The organism is Streptomyces sp. KM273126, assembly GCF_004337435.2.
GTDB lineage: Bacteria > Actinomycetota > Actinomycetes > Streptomycetales > Streptomycetaceae > Streptomyces > Streptomyces acidicola.
Window position 1 is genome coordinate 772,480 of record NZ_SJXB02000002.1, and the last position, 19,210, is coordinate 791,689.

Below are 19,210 nucleotides of genomic sequence, written 5' to 3' on the forward strand. Positions count from 1 at the left end.
GGTGTGTCTTCCTTGCTCAGAGAGCGGTCGCCGGGGGCTTCGCCGGGGTCTCGGCGGGAGCGTGGTCGGGGACGGTGGCCGGGAGGTCGTCGGTGAGGGTGCCGAACGGGGGCGGGGTGACCGCCGCGACGGCCGTGGTCACGACGCCGGCGGGCTCGTCGGTGTCGTTGACGTTGGTGTGGTCGACCACCTCGCGGCGCGAGGCCAGCCAGATCGCGGCGCTGGACGCGACGAGGAAGACGGCGACCAGCGCCGTGCCCCAGCTGCCGAAGGACGTCACCCACTCGGCGCCGGCGCCGACCAGGGCCGCGGCCGGGAGGGTCAGGCCCCAGGCCACGAACATGCGGGTGGCCGTGGACCAGCGGACCACACCGCCCTTGCGGCCGAGGCCCGCGCCCATCACGGCGCCGGAGACGGAGTGCGTGGTGGAGAGGGAGAAGCCGAGGTGGGAGGAGGCCAGGATGACCGTGGCCGCGCTGGTCTGGGCGGCGAAGCCCTGCTGCGGCTGGAGATCGGTGAGGCCCTTGCCCATCGTCCGGATGATGCGCCAGCCGCCCAGGTAGGTGCCGAGCGCGATGGCGAGACCGGCGGACAGGATGACCCAGACCGGCGGGTCGGAGTCGGGGGCGAGCGCACCGCCGGCGACCAGGGCCAGGGTGATGATGCCCATCGTCTTCTGGGCGTCGTTCGTGCCGTGGGCCAGCGAGACCAGTCCGGCCGAGGTGATCTGGCCGGCGCGGTAGCCCTTGGACGTGGCCTTCTCGTGGGCGTTCTTGCCGATGGTGTACGTCAGCCGCGCGGCGATCATCGCGGCGATGCCCGCGACCAGCGGCGCCGCGACGGCGGGGATCAGCACCTTGGTGACGAGGACGTCACCGTGCACCGCGCCCGTGCCGGCCGACGCGATGGTCGCGCCGATCAGACCGCCCATGAGGGCGTGCGACGAACTGGAGGGAAGTCCGACGAGCCAGGTCAGCAGGTTCCAGAGGATGGCGCCGACCAGCGCCGCGAAGATCACCTCCGGTCGTATGCCGGTCTCGTCCACGAGGCCTTTGGAGATCGTGTTCGCCACCTCGATGGAGAGGAAGGCGCCGACAAGGTTGAGCACGGCGGACATGGCCACCGCGACCTTGGGCTTCATCGCGCCGGTCGAGATGGTGGTGGCCATCGCGTTGGCGGTGTCGTGGAAACCGTTCGTAAAATCGAACGCGAGCGCGGTGATCACCACGACCGCGAGGATCAGCGAGAAGTTTTCCATTTACCCGGACTTCTTTTGGACGCCAGTTACGTGTGGACCGTAGGCAACCTGAGTGAACGAAAGATGAACTGGAGCGGGCTGGGGGGTGTACCGATTGAGGTACCGGCGTTCCGCTTGCGTTGAGGGACGTGCCCTGGCGGCCAGTTGGGGGCGCTCTGAAGGCATTGTGCCTCGAACAGATGCGGACTGTTTCATTCCGCATACCCTCTGTAGGCCTTCCGGCGGTGCCTGCGTGCGGGTCGTGCGGGCCGTGCCTGCGTGCGGGCCACCAATGCGTGAGGACCCCGGGTGAGTCCTTCCCGGGGTCCTCGTGGGTGCCCGCAGCCCCGCGGGGCGTTGGGCCCGGCCGGTCCTAGCCCTTCGCGAACCGCTTCAGCTGGGTCATCGACCCGTTGAAGAGGTTCTGGTCGCCCGGCAGGCTGCCGCTGCCGTTGTCGTGCTGCCAGATCGTCCAGACCTTCCAGCCCGCGGGCAGCTCACCCGCTCCCGCCGAGCTGTAGCGCGCCAGCCAGAGCGCGTGGTTCGCGCCGAAGGCCCTGCTGTTGCCGGTGCAGGTCTTCCACCAGTGCGTGGTCGTGTAGATCACCGGCCGGCGGCCGGTCTGCCGCTTCACCTCGTTGCTGAAGGCCTTGATCCAGTTGACCATCCTGGTCCTGCTCAGGCCGTAGCACCTCTTCTTCTTGTCGTACGGGTTGTACTCGATGTCGAGCGCCGGCGGCAGCGTCCAGCCGTCCGCGCGCCAGCCCCCGCCGTTGCGCACGAAGTATGCGGCCTGGGTGGTGCCGGACGACTTGTTCGGCACCGCGAAGTGGTAGGCGCCGCGGATCAGCCCCGCCTTGCGGGAGCCGTTGTACTGCTGGCTGAAGTACGGGTTGCGGTAGGTGTGGGACTCGGTCGCCTTGACGTAGACGAACCTGGCGCCCTTCGACTTCGCCTTCGACCAGTTCACGTTCTTCTGGTGCGAGGAGACGTCGTGTCCCCTGGGCTTGCTCGCGGCCGAGACCGGAATCTCCGCCAGGGCGGTCCCGCCCAGGGTGAGCGTCGCCACCGATGCCGCTATGACGCGGGAACGGTGACGGGTCGGTTTGTGATCACGGGCCATGTTTCCCCCCGGAATGGCGACGTGTGCGACAAATCGTCCAGAGGCTACTGGAAGATCGTTGAAACACGGGCTATCACTGGCCAATCGCTCTCAGGGGCGATGTGTCCACGTATGCGTGCTCCCGGAGATCGCCCTCCTGGCCTACACTCCCCCCGCCCGCCTCCGCCTCCGCCCACGCGCCTGTCAGGATCGGGGCATGGCAGATCAGGGGCGGGACACGGGAGATGTTCAGGGCGCGCGGGACGTACGTGCCGTACGGGGCCGGGGAGTGCCGGACGACGTGGCACGGGCGTGGGACGAACTCGTCGCGACGGCCCGCCGGACCGTGGCCGACGGTCTGGTCGTCGGCACCTCGGGCAACGTCTCCGTGCGCGTCGGCGACATGGTCCTGGTCACGCCCACGGGAGTGCCGTACGACCGCCTGACGCCGGACGACGTGGTGGGCGTCGACCTCGACGGCCGCCAGGTCCTCGGCTCCCTCCGCCCGACGAGCGAACTCCCCACGCACCTCGCGGTCCACGGCGCCACCGGCGCCCGCGCCGTCGTCCACACCCACGCCGTCCACGCGACGGCCGTCTCCACGCTCGTACGGGAACTGCCGCTGATCCACTACATGTCCGCCGCGCTCGGGGGAGTGGTCCGCGTCGCCCCGTACGCGACCTACGGCACGCAGGAGTTGGCCGAGAACATGCTGCGGGCCCTGGAGGGCCGCACCGCATGCCTCCTCCAGAACCACGGCACGCTCACATACGGATCCACCCTCTCCCAGGCATACGACCGCACGGCCCAGCTTGAGTGGATGTGCCGCGTCTGGCTCACCGCGTCCTCGGTGCCGGGGCTGACCCCGACCCTCCTGAGTCGCGAGCAGGTGGCGGAAGTGGAGGAGCGATTGCGGGGGTACGGGCAGCCGGGGTGAGGCGGGCGCGGGAGGAGGGGACCTCCAGCGGCGCCGGGAGTGGTGGCCGGGCCCGCCGGGCGTCGTCACTCCGGACCGTCCTCCCGCTGGCCGGGGGCCGGGTCCGACAGGACACTGGAGACGTGCGCACAGCCAAAGCCGCTGCCGCGGCCGCCACCGCCGCGCTCGCGGCCGGTGCGGCGAGCATCGCCGTCGGCAGGTTCGCCAGTGACGCCGCGCTGAAGGTGCCGGCGGGCGGACGGCTGCCCACGGAGCCCCGGCTGACCGTCCACGCGACGGCCGCCGGGCAGGTCACGCTCACCCGGGCCCTGGCCTCGCAGCGGCCCGGCGCGTACGGCCTCGTGGGCAACCGCTCGCACGCGGTGGTCGGCCCGGTCCTGGACGCCGCCGCCCACTCCGCCGACACCGTCGTACGCCGCCTGGAGCGCGTCAGCCACGGCACCCTCGAACCCGGCGACAAGGTGTGGCTCACCCCGAACGTCCACGTCGGCGATCCAGGTGTCGCCCTCGGTCTCGACCACTCGGACGTCGAGGTGCCCGGCGAACTGGGCGCCCTGCCCGCATGGTTCGTGCCCGCGGCCCGTGACACCTGGGTCATCGCGGTGCACGGTCTGGGAGCCACCCGCGAACAGCCCCTGAACGTCGTGGAGTTCCTGCACGGGCGCGGGCTCCCCGTCCTCCTGCTCGCCTACCGCGGTGACCCCGGGGCACCCCGTTCCCCGGACGGCCTGAACCACTTCGGCGAGACCGAGTGGCGCGACCTGGACGCGGCCATCCACCACGCCGTGCGTCAGGGTGCCCAGCAGGTCGTCCTGCACGGCTGGTCCACCGGCGCCACCATGGCCCTGCGCGCCGCCGCCCACTCCGCCCTGCGCGAGCGCGTCACCGGTCTCGTACTGGACTCGCCCGTGCTCAGCTGGGAGACCACGCTACGGGCCCTCGCGGCGGCCCGCCGCACCCCCGGCGCCCTGCTGCCACTGGCCGTCCGGGCCGCCCAGGGCCGCACCGGCATGCGCGGCGACCGCGTCGGGGCCGCCGCGCTGCCCGAACAGATCACGGCGCCGGTCCTGATCTTCCACGGCCCGGAGGACACGATCGCCCCCTGGGCCCTCTCCCGCGGCCTTGCCGACCGCAACCCGAACCAGGTCGCCCTGCGCGCCGTTCCGAACGCCCCCCACGGCGCCATGTGGAACGCCGACCCGGAAGGCTACGAGGAGGCCCTGCGCCGCTTCCTGACGCCCCTGATGTAGGGGCACGGGCGAGGGAAGGCGGGAAGGGGGAAGGAGGGAAGGGGGAGGAGGCGAGAGCGGGCGTGCGCTGGCGCATGAGGGGCGCGACGCGACGGCGCAAGGGCGCGAAGGCCGCCATGTACGAGTTGTACGAGCTGTGCGGCGTGTGACAAGCGAGCCGTACAGGGCCGAGCGGCACGGTGGGGGAAGGAGGGCGCCACGAAGAGGGGCGGTGAGATGAGGGACGCCACGATGAGGGACGCCACGATGAGGGGCGGTGCGAAGACGTACGGTCATCGGGTGACCCGTCGCCCCGCCCTGGGCCCCTGGCACCCGCACCCGCACCCGTCCGCCCCGCCCTGCCCCGCCCCCTGAGACTCGGCACACGAACTGCTCTGATTCGCCGGCCGAGACCCCGGCACCCACCCTCCCGCAGCGGCGGGCGCCATTCCGTTTTTGGCTCGGCCAAGGCGACGCTCACACGTGTCGAGCCCGTACCGAGCCCCTGCGTTGGCCATCCCTGTCGCCCCCTGTGACATTCCGTTTGGGTTTTCGGACCGTCAACCGGAAGACTGCACCCGTGACGTCCCGTAACCCGCGCGACTCCAGGCTCCGACTCGTCAGCCCGCGAAACCTGGCCGCCGCTCCCCGAGCAGCAGTGACCCAGCGCCGCCGACCGGCTCCCCGCCCCCCGGAGGGCACCCCGCCACGGGCGGAACTCGCCCGCATGGCCCGAGCCGGCCTGGCAGACGCGGCCCGCGTCGCCCGCTGGGCCGACGGCGCCCTCCGCCCCGGCCGTGAGGGCGCGAGCTCCGACAGCAAGGGCGCCCTCTCCGCCGCGACCGCGGAGCGGGCCGCCGCCGAGCTGGGGCTGACCCCGGATCAGATCCGCCACGACTGGGACACGGCACGCCTCGCCGGGCTCGTCGAGGTGCACGGCGACACCGCCCGCCCCGGCTGGCGGCTGCGCGCCTGGAACCGGGACGACAGCGCAGTCCTGCGTGGCTGGGTCGCCCTCTTCGACGCCTGGTCGCTCGCCCACCCCGAACCCGCGGACCGCGAGCCCGCCGCCGTCGCCGAGGTCGTCTCCGCGATGCCCCAGGTCCTCTCCTTCCTCCAGCTCTCCGCCGGTCCCGTACCGGTCGAGCAGCTCCTCGACCTCCTGCAGCAGCGGGTCACCGAGCTGCGCACCGAACGCTGCGAGATCCCGTTTGGACCCCAGCCCGAGCCCGCCGCGGACACCGACGAGCCGGAGACGAGCCCCGACGACACCACCCTCGCCCCGCTCCTCGACTGGGCCCTGCACGCTCTCGCCTCCGTCGGCGCCCTCACCTACGGCGACGGTCAGGCCACGCTCACCCCGCTCGGCAGCTGGGCGGTCTGGGTGAAGCTGGAGCAGATCTGCGTCGCCGCGCAGAGCCCCGCTGGGAACATCGAGGTGTCCGCCGAGGGCATGCTCCGCGGCTGCGCCCAGCTCCGGCCGAACGCCGCCCGCGACGAGTACCGTGCCTGGCTCGCCGCCCGCCCCGTCGGCAGCGCCGTCACCGAACTCATCGACGCGGCCCGCGGCGAGGACGCCCTGCTGCGCGGCCTCGCCTTCGAGGCGCTCCGCGTCGTCGGAGCCCCCGCCGAGCCCGACGTGCACGCCGTGGTCGACGAGACCCCGCTGCGGCCCTACGCCCTGCTGTGGCTCGCCGAGCACGACGGCGCCGACCCCGAGGAGGCCCACGAGGTACTCACCCGCGGCGAGGCCACCTGGCTCTGGGTGGACACGGCCGCAGCCATCGCCGACCACGGTGAAGCCCCGCTCCTCGTACGGCACTTGGAGTCCGCGGTCCAGGCCACCGTGCCCGCTCTCCTCCAGGAGGTCCGGGCCGTCGGACACCCCCGCACCGTGCAGGTCCTGGTCGCCCTCGCCGCCGCACACCCCGACCCCGCCCTCGCCAAGGCAGTACGCCGCGCCGCCTTCCAGGTCCACACCGGCGGGAGCTGACCCCCAGGGGCGTATGTGCCGAAGCTCCACACACTGCCCCCGGCGTCCCGGGCCATGTGGTGCCACGACCCGTGGTCCTGGTCTGTCGGGGGCATTCGCATCCACTGGCTCGCCGGCATCGGTGACCGAGACCACGCGAGCCCGGTCGGGGAGGGCGGAAAACCGCTTGCCGCCCCCCGTTAGAATTGGCCGCATGGCCATTCTCCTCGCGCATTAGACGGCGTGACCGCCCTCAGCCGCCCACCCCGCCGTCAACGACCCTGCCCTGGAGTCTGTCCGTGATCTCCGCCTCTGGTATCGAGCTGCGCGCCGGTGCCCGCGTCCTCATCGAGTCCGCTTCCTTCCGTATCGCCAAGGGCGACCGCATCGGCCTGGTCGGCCGCAACGGCGCCGGCAAGACCACCCTGACCAAGGTCCTCGCGGGCGAGGGCATCCCCGCCGCGGGCACCGTCACCCGCTCCGGCGAGGTCGGCTACCTGCCGCAGGACCCGCGCACCGGCGACCTGGACGTGCTCGCCCGCGACCGCGTCCTGTCCGCGCGCGGCCTGGACGTCCTGATCCGCAAGATGCGGGACAACGAACAGCGCATCGCCAACGGCCAGGGCTCCACCCGCGAGAAGGCGCTCAAGCAGTACGAGCGCCAGGAGACCGAGTTCCTCACCAAGGGCGGATACGCCGCCGAGGCCGAGGCCGCCACCATCGCCGCCGCGCTGAACCTGCCCGACCGGGTGCTCGGCCAGCCGCTCCATACGCTCTCCGGCGGTCAGCGGCGCCGTATCGAGCTGGCCCGCATCCTGTTCTCCGACGCGGACACCCTTCTGCTGGACGAGCCGACGAACCACCTCGACGCCGACTCGATCATCTGGCTGCGCGACTACCTGAAGACCTACCGCGGCGGCTTCATCGTCATCTCCCACGACGTGGAGCTGGTCGACACGGTCGTCAACAAGGTGTTCTACCTGGACGCCAACCGCGCCGCGATCGACATCTACAACATGGGCTGGAGGCTGTACCAGCAGCAGCGCGAGGCCGACGAGAAGCGCCGCAAGCGCGAGCGGGCCAACGCCGAGAAGAAGGCCTCCGCCCTGAACGCGCAGGCCGACAAGATGCGCGCCAAGGCCACCAAGACGGTCGCCGCGCAGAACATGGCCCGCCGCGCGGACAAGCTGCTGGCCGGTCTGGAGGCGGTGCGCCAGTCCGACAAGGTCGCCAAGCTGCGCTTCCCCGAGCCCGCGCCCTGCGGCAAGACCCCGCTCACCGCCGAGGGCCTGTCCAAGTCGTACGGCTCGCTGGAGATCTTCACCGACGTCGACCTGGCCATCGACAAGGGCTCGCGCGTGGTCATCCTCGGCCTGAACGGCGCGGGCAAGACGACCCTGCTCCGCCTCCTGGGCGGCGTCGAGAAGCCCGACACGGGCCAGGTCGTCGAGGGTCACGGACTGAAGCTCGGCTACTACGCGCAGGAGCACGAGACCCTCGACCCGGACCGCACGGTGCTGGAGAACATGCGCTCGGCCGCACCCGACATGGACCTCGTCGAGGTCCGCAAGGTGCTCGGCTCGTTCCTGTTCTCCGGCGACGACGTCGACAAGCCCGCCGGTGTGCTCTCCGGCGGTGAGAAGACCCGCCTCGCGCTCGCGACGCTGGTCGTCTCCTCCGCGAACGTCCTCCTCCTCGACGAACCGACCAACAACCTCGACCCGGCCAGTCGCGAGGAGATCCTCGGCGCCCTGCGCACGTACAAGGGCGCGGTCGTCCTGGTCACCCACGACGAGGGTGCGGTCGAGGCGCTGCAGCCGGAGCGGATCATCCTGCTGCCGGACGGCATCGAGGACCTCTGGGGCGCCGACTACGCCGATCTCGTCGCCCTCGCCTGACCCGGGCCGGCCACCCGTCGGCCACTCGCCGGTCAGTCCTGCGGTCATTCGTGTGGTCATTCGTGTGGCCACTCGCGCGGTCATTTCCGCGTGATCGAATGACTGATCCACTGCGTATGGATCATTCGGCCGATCCGTGATCCATCATCTGTGTGAGATCTCCTCGTACCGAGGTGTGTACTCCCACCGTTTCACGGCCGAGCCCTCCCGAGCCGGGGGCTCGGCCGTCGCGCGCCGCTGACCTGCCCCTTCACGGAACGACCCGTTCGGGTGTACGGACGCGCTTGTGCGGAATCCCGTATTCCACTCGTGGGGATGTGCTCCCGTCGTCACAACCTTGTCTCACGGACCTTGCCGAATGGGTGGCCATCACGAGCCGGAGGGGTGATCATGAGGAGACCAGAGCGCACTTCCCATGAGGAGGCACGGGTGGCCGAGACTCTGAAGAAGGGCAGCCGGGTGACCGGCGCCGCGCGCGACAAGCTCGCGGCAGACCTGAAGAAGAAGTACGACTCCGGTGCGAGCATCCGAGCGCTGGCCGAGGAAACCGGCCGCTCGTATGGCTTCGTCCACCGGATGCTCAGCGAGTCGGGCGTCACGCTGCGAGGACGCGGCGGGGCGACGCGGGGCAAGAAGTCCACGTCGGTCTGACGCCGGGCGGCCCATCGGCTTCGATGGTGGCCACCCGGTCGGCCGACCGACCGGCCGGGTGGTTACTGTGCAGTCACTTGGGGACGCCGTCGTGCGACCACGTACGGCGTCCCGACCGACCGCACGCACCGGAGGCGCCCATGGCTTCGCTCGACAAGGACCTCGCTCCCGTACTCGACAAGGACGGCGTGCGTCTCACTGTCGATGAGGCGCTCGCCACGGTGACACTGACCAACCCGGCCAAGCGCAACGCCCAGAGCCCCGCTCTGTGGCGGGCGTTGGCCGAGGTTGGGCGAACGCTGCCGGGCTCCGCCCGGGTGGTCGTGCTGCGCGCCGAGGGCAAGTCGTTCTCGGCGGGGCTCGACCGTCAGATGTTCACGCCCGAGGGAATCGAGGGCGAGCCGTCGTTCGTCGATCTCGCGCGCCGTGACGACGCCGATCTCGACGCGACCATCGCCGCGTACCAGGAGGCGTTCACCTGGTGGCGCCGCAGCGACATCGTGTCCATCGCCGCCGTGCAGGGACACGCCATCGGTGCGGGCTTCCAGCTCGCGCTCGCCTGTGATGTGCGCGTCGTCGCGGACGACGTGCAGTTCGCCATGCGCGAGACCAGCCTCGGACTCGTCCCCGACCTGACCGGAACACACCCCCTGGTGAGCCTCGTCGGGTACGGCCGCGCGCTCGAAATCTGCCTGACCGGGCGCTTCGTGCAGGCGGAGGAAGCGGTGCAGACCGGCCTCGCCAACCTCGCCGTGCCCGTCGGCCAGCTCGACGACGCCGTCAGCGATCTGGCGTCGGCGGTCCTCGCCGCGTCACGCGACGCCGTGATCGAGACCAAGGCGCTGCTGCGGGGGGCGCAGGAACGGACGTACGACGACCAGCGCGCCGCCGAACGCGCCGCGCAAACGAGGCGGCTGCGGGACCTGGCGGACATCGGGGAGTAGACCGGGGAGCAGGGGCGGGACGGAACCTCGCGCAGAGACGGGCGAGCAGCGGGCTCCGTCCCACAGGCGAGCGGCGGGTTCCATCTCACGAACGGACGCGGACGCGGGATCTGATCCGGAGGCCCGGGAATCCGCCAGGCGCGAGCCGGGACCACGTGGGGCCGTCAGTCCACCGCCGTCACCACGACCGCCACCGACGGGTGGTCCGGCAGGGCCTCGCCCACCGCCGTGCGCACCGCGCGTGCCACATCCAGTGCCCGTTCCGTAGACGTGACCGCGACCTCCACCCGCACATGGCGGCGCGGCAGCGCGGGGCCGGTCTCGATATGGACCGCGCGCCCCAGTCCGCCCAGAGCACCGGTCAGGCGGGTGACGCCCGGTACGGACAGCGCGGCGGCGGCCACGCGGGACTCCTCGCCGTCGCCGGGCGGCTCGGGCACGGGCTCGCCAGCGGCCTCCCCGGCGTCGGCCGCGCGGATCGCGGCATCCTCGTCGGCGTCCAGCAAACCCGTCACCCGCAGATCCACCTCCGTCACCGTCAGGCCGAGGCGCTCCGTCGCCGCCGCGGCCAGCGCTGCCCGGAGGCGGGCCGCCGTCGCCGGGAGGGGTTCGGCGGCCGGGGCGGTGGGGTCCGCCGACGCCAGGAAGTCCGCACCGACCCGCAGCGGCCCCGGAGGCAGTGCGCTCGGCGGGGGCGGTACGGCGGGGTCGTACGGCGCGTCCGGGTCGATGATGGAGATCCGCAGCGTGCCCAGCCGGAGCCCCCGCGTCGAGCCGGCCGCGCGGCGCAGGACCGAGCCGGCCGCCCTCTCCGTGATCCACGCGCCGTCGCGCGGGCCGCCCAGCGGGAGCACTCTGCCGAGCCCGATCTGCTGCCGTACCGTCTTCGCCCATCCGTCCGCCGTCATTGCTCCAGCCTGCCGCATGCCGGCGCACGACCACGCAACCGCACCTACTGTGAGCAGAGAAGAACAACCGGAAGGGACGTACGGCATGAGCGACATGACGGACCGGAACCGGACAGACAAGCCCGAGGCGGAGACGCCGGCCGCGACCGGTGCCCGCAGGACCACCCGGCGCGGTGGCGGCGACCCGGCCACCCGCGGGCGTACCACCATCGCCGACGGGGTCGTCGAGAAGATCGCCGGGCTCGCCGCGCGCGACGTGGTCGGCGTACACACCATGGGCAGCGGGCTGTCACGGACCTTCGGGGCGGTACGCGACCGGGTGCCCGGTGGGACGAAGGCGGTCACCCGGGGTGTGAAGGCCGAGGTCGGCGAGGTGCAGACCGCGCTCGACCTGGAGATCGTCGTCGACTACGGCATGTCCATCGCCGACGTCGCCCGCGACGTGCGCGAGAACGTCGTCGCGGCCGTGGAGCGCATGACCGGCCTGGAGGTCGTCGAGGTCAACATCGCGGTCAGTGATGTGAAACTGCCGGAGGAAGAGGAAGAAGAGGTGGAGACTCGCCTTCAGTAGCCCGGGAAACACCGTGAGCCCCGGGTAAGAGCCCAGTAGGCCCGGGGACCGTCCCCGGTCCGCCCCGATGAGCTCCTAGGAGCGCAGCATGAGTTTGGCCGTGATCGGCATGATCGCCGGAATGGCGCTGGGCTTCGCCGGGTACTTCGGCGGATTCGGTGCTTTCCTGCTGGTGGCAGCGCTGGGTGCCGTCGGCTTCTTTGTCGGCCGGTTCCTGGAGGGTGACCTGGACCTCGGTGACTTCTTCCGTCCGCGTGACGAACGGCGGCGGTGACCCGCGTGGACGACAGCCACCTCGACGACAGCCGCCTCGACGAGGGCCGTCGCCCGGGGGCCACCCTCGCGCCGGCCGAGCGCGGCGCCACCCGGATCGCCGACCGCGCCGTCGCGAAGATCGCCTCGCAGGCCGCGCGCGAAGCACTGGGAACGCTGGCGCCCGACGCCATGCCCCCGCACGCCATCGCCGTCGTCCACCAGGACACCGCGCGCGTCCGCGTCGGCCTGGAACTCGACTACCCCGCCGACATCGGCGCCCGCTGCGCCGCTGTGCGTCGGCAGGTGGTCCAGCGGGTAGAGGCGTTGGCGGGGATGGACGTGGCCGAGGTGGCGGTCCTGGTGGAGCGGTTGCACCTCGCGCACGTCCCCGGCGCGGCACAGGGGAGGACCCGATGAGCGAGTCCCAGGGCTCCGAAGGCACGCACGGCACACAGCGGCTGCCCGTCATGGAGAAGGCTGCCCCGGACGACCCGGTCCAGGCCACGTCGGCGGCCGCATACGACCCGCTGCCCGCCCTCGACGATGAGAACGGCGACCAGAGGCGCTTCTGGTCCTCACGTCGCATCCCCGCCGGTGTCGTCGCGCTGCTGCTCCTCGCCGACTCGGGTCTCCTGCTGTACGACGTCGTCGCCGTCCGCGCCGGCCGGCCGGCCATGCAGTGGCGCAAGTCCCTCGCCCGGGAGCTCGCCGAACGCCCCCTCGACGACACATGGGTGCTCGTCGGCGCCGGAGTCGCCGTCGCGCTCGGCGTCTGGCTGCTCGTGCTCGCCGCGACACCCGGGCTGCGCGACGTGCTGCCGATGCGGCGCGTCCACGCCGACGTCCGGGCCGGGCTGCACCGGGGCGCCGCCGGGATGGTACTGCGCGACCGGGCCATCGAGGTGGCGGGCGTACAGGCCGTACAGGTCCGGGTGGGCCGCAAGAAAGTCGACGTCCGCGCGGTCGCGCACTTCCGCGACCTCGACGAGGTACGCGCCGACCTGGACGCCACGCTCACCGACGCCATCCGGGGCCTCGGGCTGTCCCGGCCGCCGGCGCTGGCCGTGCACGTTCGCCGACCCGGACGGAAGGGGTGAGGTCCGGTGCTGAGGATCGTCAACCGGGTGCTGCTGGGACTGGCCGGGCTGGTGCTCGTCGTGGCCGGCGGGTCCGTGCTCGCCGTCGGGCTCGGTGTGAAGCCGCCCTCCTGGTGGGTGTACCACGGGCGGCACGACGTCCTGCTCAGCGCCGCCGCCCGGACCCGGTGGCGGGACGAGGGCTGGTGGTGGCCCGCAGTCATCGCCGTACTCGCCGTCGTGCTGCTGCTGGCCCTGTGGTGGCTGTCCGCCGTGCTGCGGCGCCACCGGCTGGGCGAGGTGCTCGTCGACACCGGTGACGGGGAGGGTGCCCTGCTGCGCGGGCGCGCCCTGGAGGGTGCCCTCACCGGTGAGGCGGGGCAGCTGAACGGCGTGGAGCGGGCCCAGGTGCAGCTGACCGGGCGGCGCAGCACCCCCGAGGCCCGGGTGCGGATCCTGCTCCAACCGCACATCGACCCCGGGGACGCCCTGCACCGGCTGGCGGCGGAGGCCATCGCGCACGCCCGGGACTCGGCCGGACTGGCCGCGCTCCCCGCCGAGGTGCGCATGCACGGGGCCAGGCACAGGGCGGAGCGGGTGAGCTGATCCTCCAACGCCACGCCAGGACAAGCCGGTAGCAACTCCTCGAAAGCCTGGGCGAGTTGTAGGCCGGGGGACTCAGAACCCGTGCCGTGACCCGCCGTCCACCGGCAGCATGATGCCCGTCAGGTAGGACGCGGCGGGCGACAGCAGGAACGCCGCCGTGCGCCCGAACTCCTCCGGCGTGCCGTACCGGCGCAGCGGGATACGGGACTCGTGGCCCGCGCGGGCCGCCACCGGGTCGGCCGAGAGACCGTCCAGCTCCCGTACGCGGTCGGTGTCGATACGGGCCGGCAGCAGACCGACCACGCGGATGCCGCGCGGGCCCAGCTCGTCCGCGAGGGACTTGGCGAAGCCCGCGAGACCGGGGCGCAGCCCGTTGGAGATGGTCAGACCCGGAATCGGTTCGTGCACGGAACCGGACAGCACGAACCCGATGACACCGCCGTCACCGCCCTCGCCGAGCTCCGCCGCCGCGGCCCGCGCCAGCCGGACCGCCCCCAGGAAGACCGACTCGAACGCGGCCGTCCACTGCGCGTCCGTGTTGTCCGCGACGAACCCGGGCGCCGGGCCGCCGACGCTGATCAGGATGCCGTCGAAGGCGCCGAAGTGCTCGCGCGCGGCAGCGACGGTCCGGGCCGCGGTCTCGGGGTCGGCGTTGTCCGCGGCGACCCCCACGGCGTTCGGGCCGAGAGCGGCCGCCGCGTCGGTGACGTTCTTCTCGTCCCGCCCGGTGATGACCACCTTCGCGCCGTCGGCGACGAGTTCCCGCGCACTCGCGTTGCCGAGCCCACGGGTCGCTCCGGTGACGACGTACACACGGTCCTTCAGTCCAAGATCCATGGCCCCCATCCTCCCTCACCCGTCTGTCCTGCCCCCGGCCAGGTGGGGGCCTGAGACGTACCGCCCGCCGCCGGGCAGCAGAGGCGGCTACGCCGGAGCCGGGGCCGTCTCCGTGTCCTCCGCGGGCGCGGAGACCGCTGCCGCACGGTCACGGCGCTCGCGACGGACCAGGATGACCCAGCCCACAGGGACTCCGGCGGCGAACAGCCACCACTGGATGGCGTACGCGTAGTTCAGTGCGGCGTCCTCGCTGCCGGGCTTGCCGAGAGGCTCAGGGGTGTCGCCCTTCGGCGCGGGTGCCGTCTGCACGATGTAGCCGCCGAGCACCTCGGCGCCGAGGCGGCGGGCCTCGTGCTCGCTGTTGATCAGCATGATCTGCCGGTCCGGCAGCCCCTGGAGGTTCTTGATGCCGCTGGCCTCGGTCGTCTCGTCGGGCATGAGCCGCCCGGTGACGGTGATCTCACCGCGGGGCGGTGCGGGGATCTCGGGGAACTCGGTCTGGCTCGGGCCGTCCGCGGGGATCCAGCCCCGGTTGACGAGCAGGACCTTGCCGTCGTCGAGGACGAAGGGGGTCAGGACGTGGTAGCCCACCGCGTCGTCGGAGTTGGTGCGGCGGCGGACGACGACCTCGTCGCCGGTGTCGAAGCGGCCCTTCGCGGTCACGCTGTGGTACCGCTCTTTGCTGGTGACGGTGTGTCCGGGGGAGGTCATCCTCTCCACGGGCACCGGCCGCGCGTCCAGCGCGTCGGAGACCAGCTGGTTCCTGGCGGTGCGCTCCTCGTAGCGGTGCATCTGCCAGATGCCCAGCCTGATCATCGTGGGGATGAGGAGGAGGGCGACCAGCGTGAGGATCACCCACTGCCGGGACAACAGGAAGCGGTACACCCCACGACCGTACAACTCGGTCATGGGGCGTATGCGGGTGGGGGCCGCTTCAGACCTTGTCGACGATCCCCACCTTTCCCTCCGCCCGGGCACAGTGGGCACCGCAGAACCAGCTGCCGTCGGCCTCGACGCCCTGGCCGATGATCTGGACGCGACAGTGCTCGCAGATGGGCGCCATGCGGTGGATCGCACAGGCGAAGCAGTCGAAGACGTGCACCGCGCCCTGCGCGTGCACCTCGAAGGTCATGCCGTAGTCGTTTCCGCAGACTTCGCAACGTGTCATGCGCCACAGGGTGCGGCGCGGACGCGGCACGGGCGAGGGGGCGCGGGGCGAGTCGCCCGGCAATCACCCGTACGCCCGGGTCACCCTTGCGCGCCTGTCACCCCTCCGCAGCCGATGTTCCCCGGCCCGCGACCGGCGCCCCCTGGCCCGCCGCGGGCTCGACGTCTCGCAGCAGCTGCCCGAACGCCGCCTCGTCGAGCACCGGCGTCCCGTACTGCCGGGCCCTGACCACCTTCGACGTGCCGGAGTCCGGGTCGTTGGTGACGAGGAGGCTGGTCAGCCGGGACAGACTCGTCGAGACATGCAGTCCGGCCTCCACGGCACGGTCCTCCAGCAGCTCACGGTCGACCGACGTGTCCCCCGAGAAGGCGACACGCATGCCCTGCTTGAGCGGTTTGCCCTCTTCGTGGCGCCCCGGGTTGGGGTACGGACACGGGGGCCGCTTACGGGACGGTCGCCAAGTCCCGGGCCCGTAGCCCCCGGAGGACTGCTGTCCGATGTGCGCGGAGCCGGACCACTCGGTCAACGGCCGGCATTCGAGGAGCGGCAGCCGCAGGCCCCGGCTCACCGCCGTGTGCAGGCTCGGCCGGAACGCCTCGGCCAGCACACGCGCGTCGTCCAGCGCGTGGTGCGCCCGCTGCTGTACGACGCCGAAGTGGTCGGCCAGCGACTCCAGCTTGTGGTTGGGCAGGGGCAGGCCCAGCTCCTTGGAGAGCGCGATGGTGCACAGCCGCTGTCGCACCGGCGCCTCGCGCTTCGCGCGCGCGTACTCCCGAGCGATCATCGACCAGTCGAAGACCGCGTTGTGCGCCACGAGCACACGGTCGGCCAGGCGGGCCGAGAACTCCTCGGCGATGTCCTGGAAGAGAGGGGCACCTTCGAGCATCTTGCTCGTCAGACCGTGGATCCACACCGGGCCCGGGTCACGCTCCGGGTTCACCATCGTGTACCAGTGGTCCTCGACCTCGCCGCGCGCGTCCAGCCGGTAGACGGCCGCCGAGATTATGCGGTCGTCCCGGGCCAGGCCCGTGGTCTCCACGTCGACGACCGCGTACCCCTGCGGATACGCGGCCGGCCAAGGGGCGTCGGACGGCGCGGTCGTGCGGTCTTCGAGCATGGTCACTGAGGATACGGGCCCCGACCGACAGTCCGGACGGCCACCGCCCCGAACAAGCCCCGGCGGGGCGGCACACGCGCGCGTGGCCCCCCGCTTCCGCGTCCCCGTACGGAAGTTCACCGTGACCGAGCAGCTCCCAGGGAGGCGTCGTACAACTCCGCGCGGGCGCCGGGCAGTCGCATACGGCGTCACCGGTTCACGACGCACCGGTTCACCATCGGATCGGCACCGGAAGCGCCGTCAGCACCGCCGACACCGCGACGACCGCGCCGAGCGCCACCACCTCCGCACGCGCGGGGGAGCAGGCGCTGAGCGGGTCGCTCGCTCGGGCCAGCCGGACGCGCGACACCAGCGCGAGGACCGCGACGACGGCCACGAGAAGCACCTTGGCCAGCAGGACGCGCCCGTACGCCGTCGTGGTCAGCTGCTCCAGGACCGTGTCCGGTGGCATGCGGCGCAGCGTGCTCCACACCCCGGTGGCGGTGATGGCGGCCAGGAGAACGGCCGCCACGCGCGCGTAGAGCCCCAACAACGCGGCACCCGCCTCCGTACCGCCCCACCGCCGGAGCATCCGCAGGACGTGGAGCAGGCCGCCCACCCACAGGGCGGCGCAGACCACGTGAACCAGCGTCAGGCCGCTGCCGGCCAGCGGAGTGTGCTCCGTCGTCGGATGTGCGCGCAGGGCCTCCGCGACGGCGACCGCGGCCAGCGGCCACGCCTGGGTGGCGGGGCGGCGCGAGAGGGCGCACAGTCCGGCCGCGGCGAACGCGTTGACCTCCAGGAGGGCGAGCTTGCCGTCCCGGGTCTCGTAGAGGCCCCCCACGTCGATGTCGGCAAGGCTCTGCGGCACCAGGTTGCCGGTCGCCACGACCGAGGCGAGACCCAGCGCGGCCACGAAACCGGCGGCGGCCGCGTACGGCGCCCAACTGCGCGGTGCCTCCGCGGGCGCCCCCGGCACCCGGCGTGCCAGCCACGCCGCGAACAGTTCGCCCGCCGGTATGCACAGCGCCGCGAACAGCACCGTGCGCAGCACGGCTATGCCGCCGGCCCCCGGAGCCGCCGCCTCGCCCGTGCCGTCCAGTGCGACGCGCGGCCCGAGCAGCGGGATCAGGGCGGCCACGGCCACCAGGACAAGGACGGCGACGGCGCGCCCGGCGCCCGGACGCAGGGCGTCGGCTGTCGGTCTGGTCAAGCTCACCCCCAGAGCTTCGCCAGTTGCCACAGAACAGGGCAAGTCATGGAAAACAACTGGCCGTACAGGATTCCGCCCATGAGTACGCTTCGGGCCGCCCGGCGATTCAAGCCCAGCGCGCCTCGTCCGCGCCCCATGCCCCGGGCGGGCGCGACCAGTCGGCGGGCCCGCCGTCGAAGGACACCGGCGACAGCGCGTACCGCAGCCGTCCGAGAGAGCTGCGGGTCTCGGCGAGCCAGGCATCAGGACGGTCGTACGAGGCGTAGGAGCGGTCGTACGACGCGTCAGCGGGTCCGCCTTCGCCCCCGCTGCCCGTCGTCAGCCAGGCCGCTGTCCGCGCGAGCGCCAGCCGGACGAGCCGTGTGCCGCCCTCCTCCCGTTGCTCGGTGAGTGAGCGCAGTACGGCCGCGGCCAGCAGGAAGCCGGTGCCGTGGTCGAGGGCCTGTGCGGGCAGCGCACCAGGCTGCCCGGTCGAGCCCTCGGTCACCGCGATCCCGGTGGCGGCCTGCACCAGGCTGTCGAAGCCCCGCCGCCCCGCCCACGGCCCGTGCGCGCCCCACGCCGACAACTGCGCCACCACGAGCCCGGGCCGGCGCTCGGCCAGCGCCTGAGGGGCGAGCCCGAACCGGTCCAGGGCGCCCGGCCGGTAGCCGGTCACCACCACGTCCGCCCCGGCGAGCAGTTCCTCGAACCTGCGGCGGTCCGTACGGTCGGCCAGGTCGAGCGCGGTCGATCGCTTCCCGAAGCCGGTGTCCGCGTGCTGGTCGGGGAGTTCGGGCAGCCCGGGGGAGTCCACACGCAGAACGTCCGCGCCCAGGAGGCCGAGGGTGCGGGTGGCGACGGGGCCCGCGATGACCCGGGTGAGGTCCAGGACGCGTACGCCCGCCGCAGGCCGCCCCGACTCACCGGTGAGCCGCCGCACAGGGCCGGCCCCGACGACCTCCCGGTGCAGCAGCGGCCCCGCGGCGACGGCCCGTCCCTGCTCGTGCCCCGCCCACTCCTGCGGTGTGCGCAGGGCGACCGCGAGTCCTCCGGCGCCGTACACCGTGTCCTCCACGTCGCTGGCGGAGCGCTCCGCCAGAGACGCGGCCACCGTCTCCGCCGACGCGTCACCGGGCAGCCCCAGCGCGCCCAGCAGACGCGCCCGGTGATGCGGGTAGTTGGCGTGCGTCCGCACCCACCCGTCCGCCGTCCGCCAGAACCGCGACAACGGCGCGAACGTGACCGGCTGCCGCCCGTCGACCAGCAGATGCCGCTCACTCACGAAGGCCGTGGCGACCGCCCCGTCGTCCACCAGCACCCGGGGCACCTCGGCGAGCCCGGCCCGCCGTGCCCCCAGCTCGGCGGCGGCCAGCGCACAGGCCCCGACACAGGCCCGCGCCAGCTCCCGCACGGGCAGCCGCGCCGGAAGCGCCCCGTCCAGCACGACCTCCGACACGCGCGGGAGCAGCGCGGGATCCCCGCCCAGCGCCTCCCACACGAACTCCGTGTTCACAGCGTCCATACGTGC

Annotated in this window: 20 protein-coding genes and 1 pseudogene; 11 read left to right on the top strand and 10 right to left on the bottom strand. The window is 72.6% G+C overall.

Features of this window, described 5'->3' with window-relative positions:
- Positions 1 to 16: 16 nt before the first annotated feature.
- Both E0500_RS34005 and E0500_RS34010 read right to left on the bottom strand, forming a co-directional pair.
- On the bottom strand, positions 17 to 1,258 hold the full coding sequence (locus E0500_RS34005; protein WP_131567037.1) for an inorganic phosphate transporter: 1,242 nt from the start codon (positions 1,256 to 1,258) through the stop codon (positions 17 to 19).
- 352 nt (positions 1,259 to 1,610) lie between these two features.
- Positions 1,611 to 2,360 carry a lysozyme gene (locus E0500_RS34010; protein ID WP_131567040.1) on the bottom strand — a complete coding sequence of 250 codons (750 nt, stop codon included), beginning with the start codon at positions 2,358 to 2,360 and terminating at the stop codon, positions 1,611 to 1,613.
- Positions 2,361 to 2,556: 196 nt separating this feature from the next.
- Here E0500_RS34010 and E0500_RS34015 point away from each other — a divergent pair, with 196 nt between their 5' ends.
- The 3 genes from E0500_RS34015 to E0500_RS34025 all read left to right on the top strand — a co-directional run bounded on the left by E0500_RS34015 (position 2,557) and on the right by E0500_RS34025 (position 6,498).
- Entirely contained in the window at positions 2,557 to 3,276 is a 720-nt protein-coding gene (locus E0500_RS34015) for a class II aldolase/adducin family protein (protein ID WP_131567043.1), read from the top strand.
- Positions 3,277 to 3,398: 122 nt separating this feature from the next.
- On the top strand, positions 3,399 to 4,526 hold the full coding sequence (locus tag E0500_RS34020; RefSeq protein ID WP_131567046.1) for an alpha/beta fold hydrolase: 1,128 nt from the start codon (positions 3,399 to 3,401) through the stop codon (positions 4,524 to 4,526).
- A 559-nt stretch (positions 4,527 to 5,085) separates the two neighbouring features.
- Positions 5,086 to 6,498 carry a hypothetical protein gene (locus E0500_RS34025; RefSeq protein ID WP_181587322.1) on the top strand — a complete coding sequence of 471 codons (1,413 nt, stop codon included), beginning with the start codon at positions 5,086 to 5,088 and terminating at the stop codon, positions 6,496 to 6,498.
- Between the two features lie 2 nt (positions 6,499 to 6,500).
- Here the strand turns inward: E0500_RS34025 and E0500_RS44500 are convergent.
- Positions 6,501 to 6,593, bottom strand: a pseudogene (locus E0500_RS44500) (extradiol dioxygenase); the annotation flags it as partial.
- A gap of 183 nt (positions 6,594 to 6,776) precedes the next feature.
- Between E0500_RS44500 and E0500_RS34030 the strand changes: the two are divergent.
- From E0500_RS34030 to E0500_RS34040, 3 genes are all read left to right on the top strand, one after another.
- Positions 6,777 to 8,375 (top strand): ABC-F family ATP-binding cassette domain-containing protein, encoded by a 1,599-nt coding sequence (locus tag E0500_RS34030; RefSeq protein ID WP_131563863.1) that lies wholly within the window; start codon positions 6,777 to 6,779, stop codon positions 8,373 to 8,375.
- 429 nt (positions 8,376 to 8,804) lie between these two features.
- The gene (locus tag E0500_RS34035) at positions 8,805 to 9,026 is read left to right on the top strand and encodes a helix-turn-helix domain-containing protein (protein ID WP_181587323.1); all 222 of its coding nucleotides are present in this window, start codon (positions 8,805 to 8,807) and stop codon (positions 9,024 to 9,026) included.
- 140 nt (positions 9,027 to 9,166) lie between these two features.
- Entirely contained in the window at positions 9,167 to 9,970 is an 804-nt protein-coding gene (locus E0500_RS34040) for an enoyl-CoA hydratase/isomerase family protein (RefSeq protein WP_131563861.1), read from the top strand.
- A 164-nt stretch (positions 9,971 to 10,134) separates the two neighbouring features.
- Here E0500_RS34040 and E0500_RS34045 read toward each other — a convergent pair whose 3' ends face one another.
- Positions 10,135 to 10,878, bottom strand: coding sequence for a nucleopolyhedrovirus P10 family protein (locus E0500_RS34045; protein WP_131563860.1), 744 nt, complete (start codon positions 10,876 to 10,878; stop codon positions 10,135 to 10,137).
- Positions 10,879 to 10,963: 85 nt separating this feature from the next.
- Here E0500_RS34045 and E0500_RS34050 point away from each other — a divergent pair, with 85 nt between their 5' ends.
- The 5 genes from E0500_RS34050 (at position 10,964) to amaP (ending at position 13,386) form a co-directional block, all read left to right on the top strand.
- Entirely contained in the window at positions 10,964 to 11,449 is a 486-nt protein-coding gene (locus E0500_RS34050) for an Asp23/Gls24 family envelope stress response protein (RefSeq protein ID WP_181587324.1), read from the top strand.
- 88 nt (positions 11,450 to 11,537) lie between these two features.
- Complete coding sequence (locus E0500_RS34055; RefSeq protein WP_131563859.1) at positions 11,538 to 11,723, top strand: hypothetical protein; 186 nt, start codon at positions 11,538 to 11,540, stop codon at positions 11,721 to 11,723.
- 5 nt (positions 11,724 to 11,728) lie between these two features.
- Complete coding sequence (locus E0500_RS34060; protein ID WP_131563858.1) at positions 11,729 to 12,121, top strand: Asp23/Gls24 family envelope stress response protein; 393 nt, start codon at positions 11,729 to 11,731, stop codon at positions 12,119 to 12,121.
- The gene (locus tag E0500_RS34065; protein WP_131563857.1) at positions 12,118 to 12,801 is read left to right on the top strand and encodes a DUF6286 domain-containing protein; all 684 of its coding nucleotides are present in this window, start codon (positions 12,118 to 12,120) and stop codon (positions 12,799 to 12,801) included. The genes E0500_RS34060 and E0500_RS34065 overlap by 4 nt, the downstream gene beginning before the upstream one ends.
- A 6-nt stretch (positions 12,802 to 12,807) precedes the next feature.
- Positions 12,808 to 13,386 (top strand): alkaline shock response membrane anchor protein AmaP, encoded by a 579-nt coding sequence (gene amaP / locus E0500_RS34070; protein WP_131563856.1) that lies wholly within the window; start codon positions 12,808 to 12,810, stop codon positions 13,384 to 13,386.
- A 72-nt stretch (positions 13,387 to 13,458) separates the two neighbouring features.
- On the opposite strand, the gene E0500_RS34075 is transcribed toward amaP, so the two are convergent.
- The 6 genes from E0500_RS34075 to E0500_RS34100 all read right to left on the bottom strand — a co-directional run bounded on the left by E0500_RS34075 (position 13,459) and on the right by E0500_RS34100 (position 19,204).
- Positions 13,459 to 14,223 carry an SDR family oxidoreductase gene (locus E0500_RS34075; RefSeq protein ID WP_131563855.1) on the bottom strand — a complete coding sequence of 255 codons (765 nt, stop codon included), beginning with the start codon at positions 14,221 to 14,223 and terminating at the stop codon, positions 13,459 to 13,461.
- Positions 14,224 to 14,310: 87 nt separating this feature from the next.
- Positions 14,311 to 15,108: an SURF1 family protein gene (locus E0500_RS34080; protein ID WP_131563867.1), complete on the bottom strand. Its 798-nt coding sequence runs from the start codon at positions 15,106 to 15,108 to the stop codon at positions 14,311 to 14,313.
- 49 nt (positions 15,109 to 15,157) lie between these two features.
- Positions 15,158 to 15,391, bottom strand: a complete 234-nt coding sequence (locus E0500_RS34085; protein ID WP_131563854.1) for a hypothetical protein — start codon at positions 15,389 to 15,391, stop codon at positions 15,158 to 15,160.
- 97 nt (positions 15,392 to 15,488) lie between these two features.
- Positions 15,489 to 16,508 carry a DEDDh family exonuclease gene (locus tag E0500_RS34090; protein ID WP_131563853.1) on the bottom strand — a complete coding sequence of 340 codons (1,020 nt, stop codon included), beginning with the start codon at positions 16,506 to 16,508 and terminating at the stop codon, positions 15,489 to 15,491.
- Between the two features lie 211 nt (positions 16,509 to 16,719).
- On the bottom strand, positions 16,720 to 17,706 hold the full coding sequence (locus tag E0500_RS34095) for a CopD family protein (RefSeq protein ID WP_131563852.1): 987 nt from the start codon (positions 17,704 to 17,706) through the stop codon (positions 16,720 to 16,722).
- Between the two features lie 100 nt (positions 17,707 to 17,806).
- Complete coding sequence (locus E0500_RS34100; RefSeq protein WP_131563851.1) at positions 17,807 to 19,204, bottom strand: CoA transferase; 1,398 nt, start codon at positions 19,202 to 19,204, stop codon at positions 17,807 to 17,809.
- Positions 19,205 to 19,210: the final 6 nt, after the last annotated feature.

Bases quoted from the DNA above. Each gene is read 5' to 3' on its own strand.
- E0500_RS34005 (WP_131567037.1), bottom strand. From the start codon at position 1,258: ATGGAAAACTTCTCGCTGATCCTCGCGGTCGTGGTGATCACCGCGCTC.
- E0500_RS34010 (WP_131567040.1), bottom strand. From the start codon at position 2,360: ATGGCCCGTGATCACAAACCGACCCGTCACCGTTCCCGCGTCATAGCG.
- E0500_RS34015 (WP_131567043.1), top strand. From the start codon at position 2,557: ATGGCAGATCAGGGGCGGGACACGGGAGATGTTCAGGGCGCGCGGGAC.
- E0500_RS34040 (WP_131563861.1), top strand. From the start codon at position 9,167: ATGGCTTCGCTCGACAAGGACCTCGCTCCCGTACTCGACAAGGACGGC.
- E0500_RS34045 (WP_131563860.1), bottom strand. From the start codon at position 10,878: ATGACGGCGGACGGATGGGCGAAGACGGTACGGCAGCAGATCGGGCTC.
- E0500_RS34050 (WP_181587324.1), top strand. From the start codon at position 10,964: ATGAGCGACATGACGGACCGGAACCGGACAGACAAGCCCGAGGCGGAG.
- E0500_RS34055 (WP_131563859.1), top strand. From the start codon at position 11,538: ATGAGTTTGGCCGTGATCGGCATGATCGCCGGAATGGCGCTGGGCTTC.
- E0500_RS34065 (WP_131563857.1), top strand. From the start codon at position 12,118: ATGAGCGAGTCCCAGGGCTCCGAAGGCACGCACGGCACACAGCGGCTG.
- E0500_RS34075 (WP_131563855.1), bottom strand. From the start codon at position 14,223: ATGGATCTTGGACTGAAGGACCGTGTGTACGTCGTCACCGGAGCGACC.
- E0500_RS34085 (WP_131563854.1), bottom strand. From the start codon at position 15,391: ATGACACGTTGCGAAGTCTGCGGAAACGACTACGGCATGACCTTCGAG.
- E0500_RS34090 (WP_131563853.1), bottom strand. From the start codon at position 16,508: ATGCTCGAAGACCGCACGACCGCGCCGTCCGACGCCCCTTGGCCGGCC.
- E0500_RS34100 (WP_131563851.1), bottom strand. From the start codon at position 19,204: ATGGACGCTGTGAACACGGAGTTCGTGTGGGAGGCGCTGGGCGGGGAT.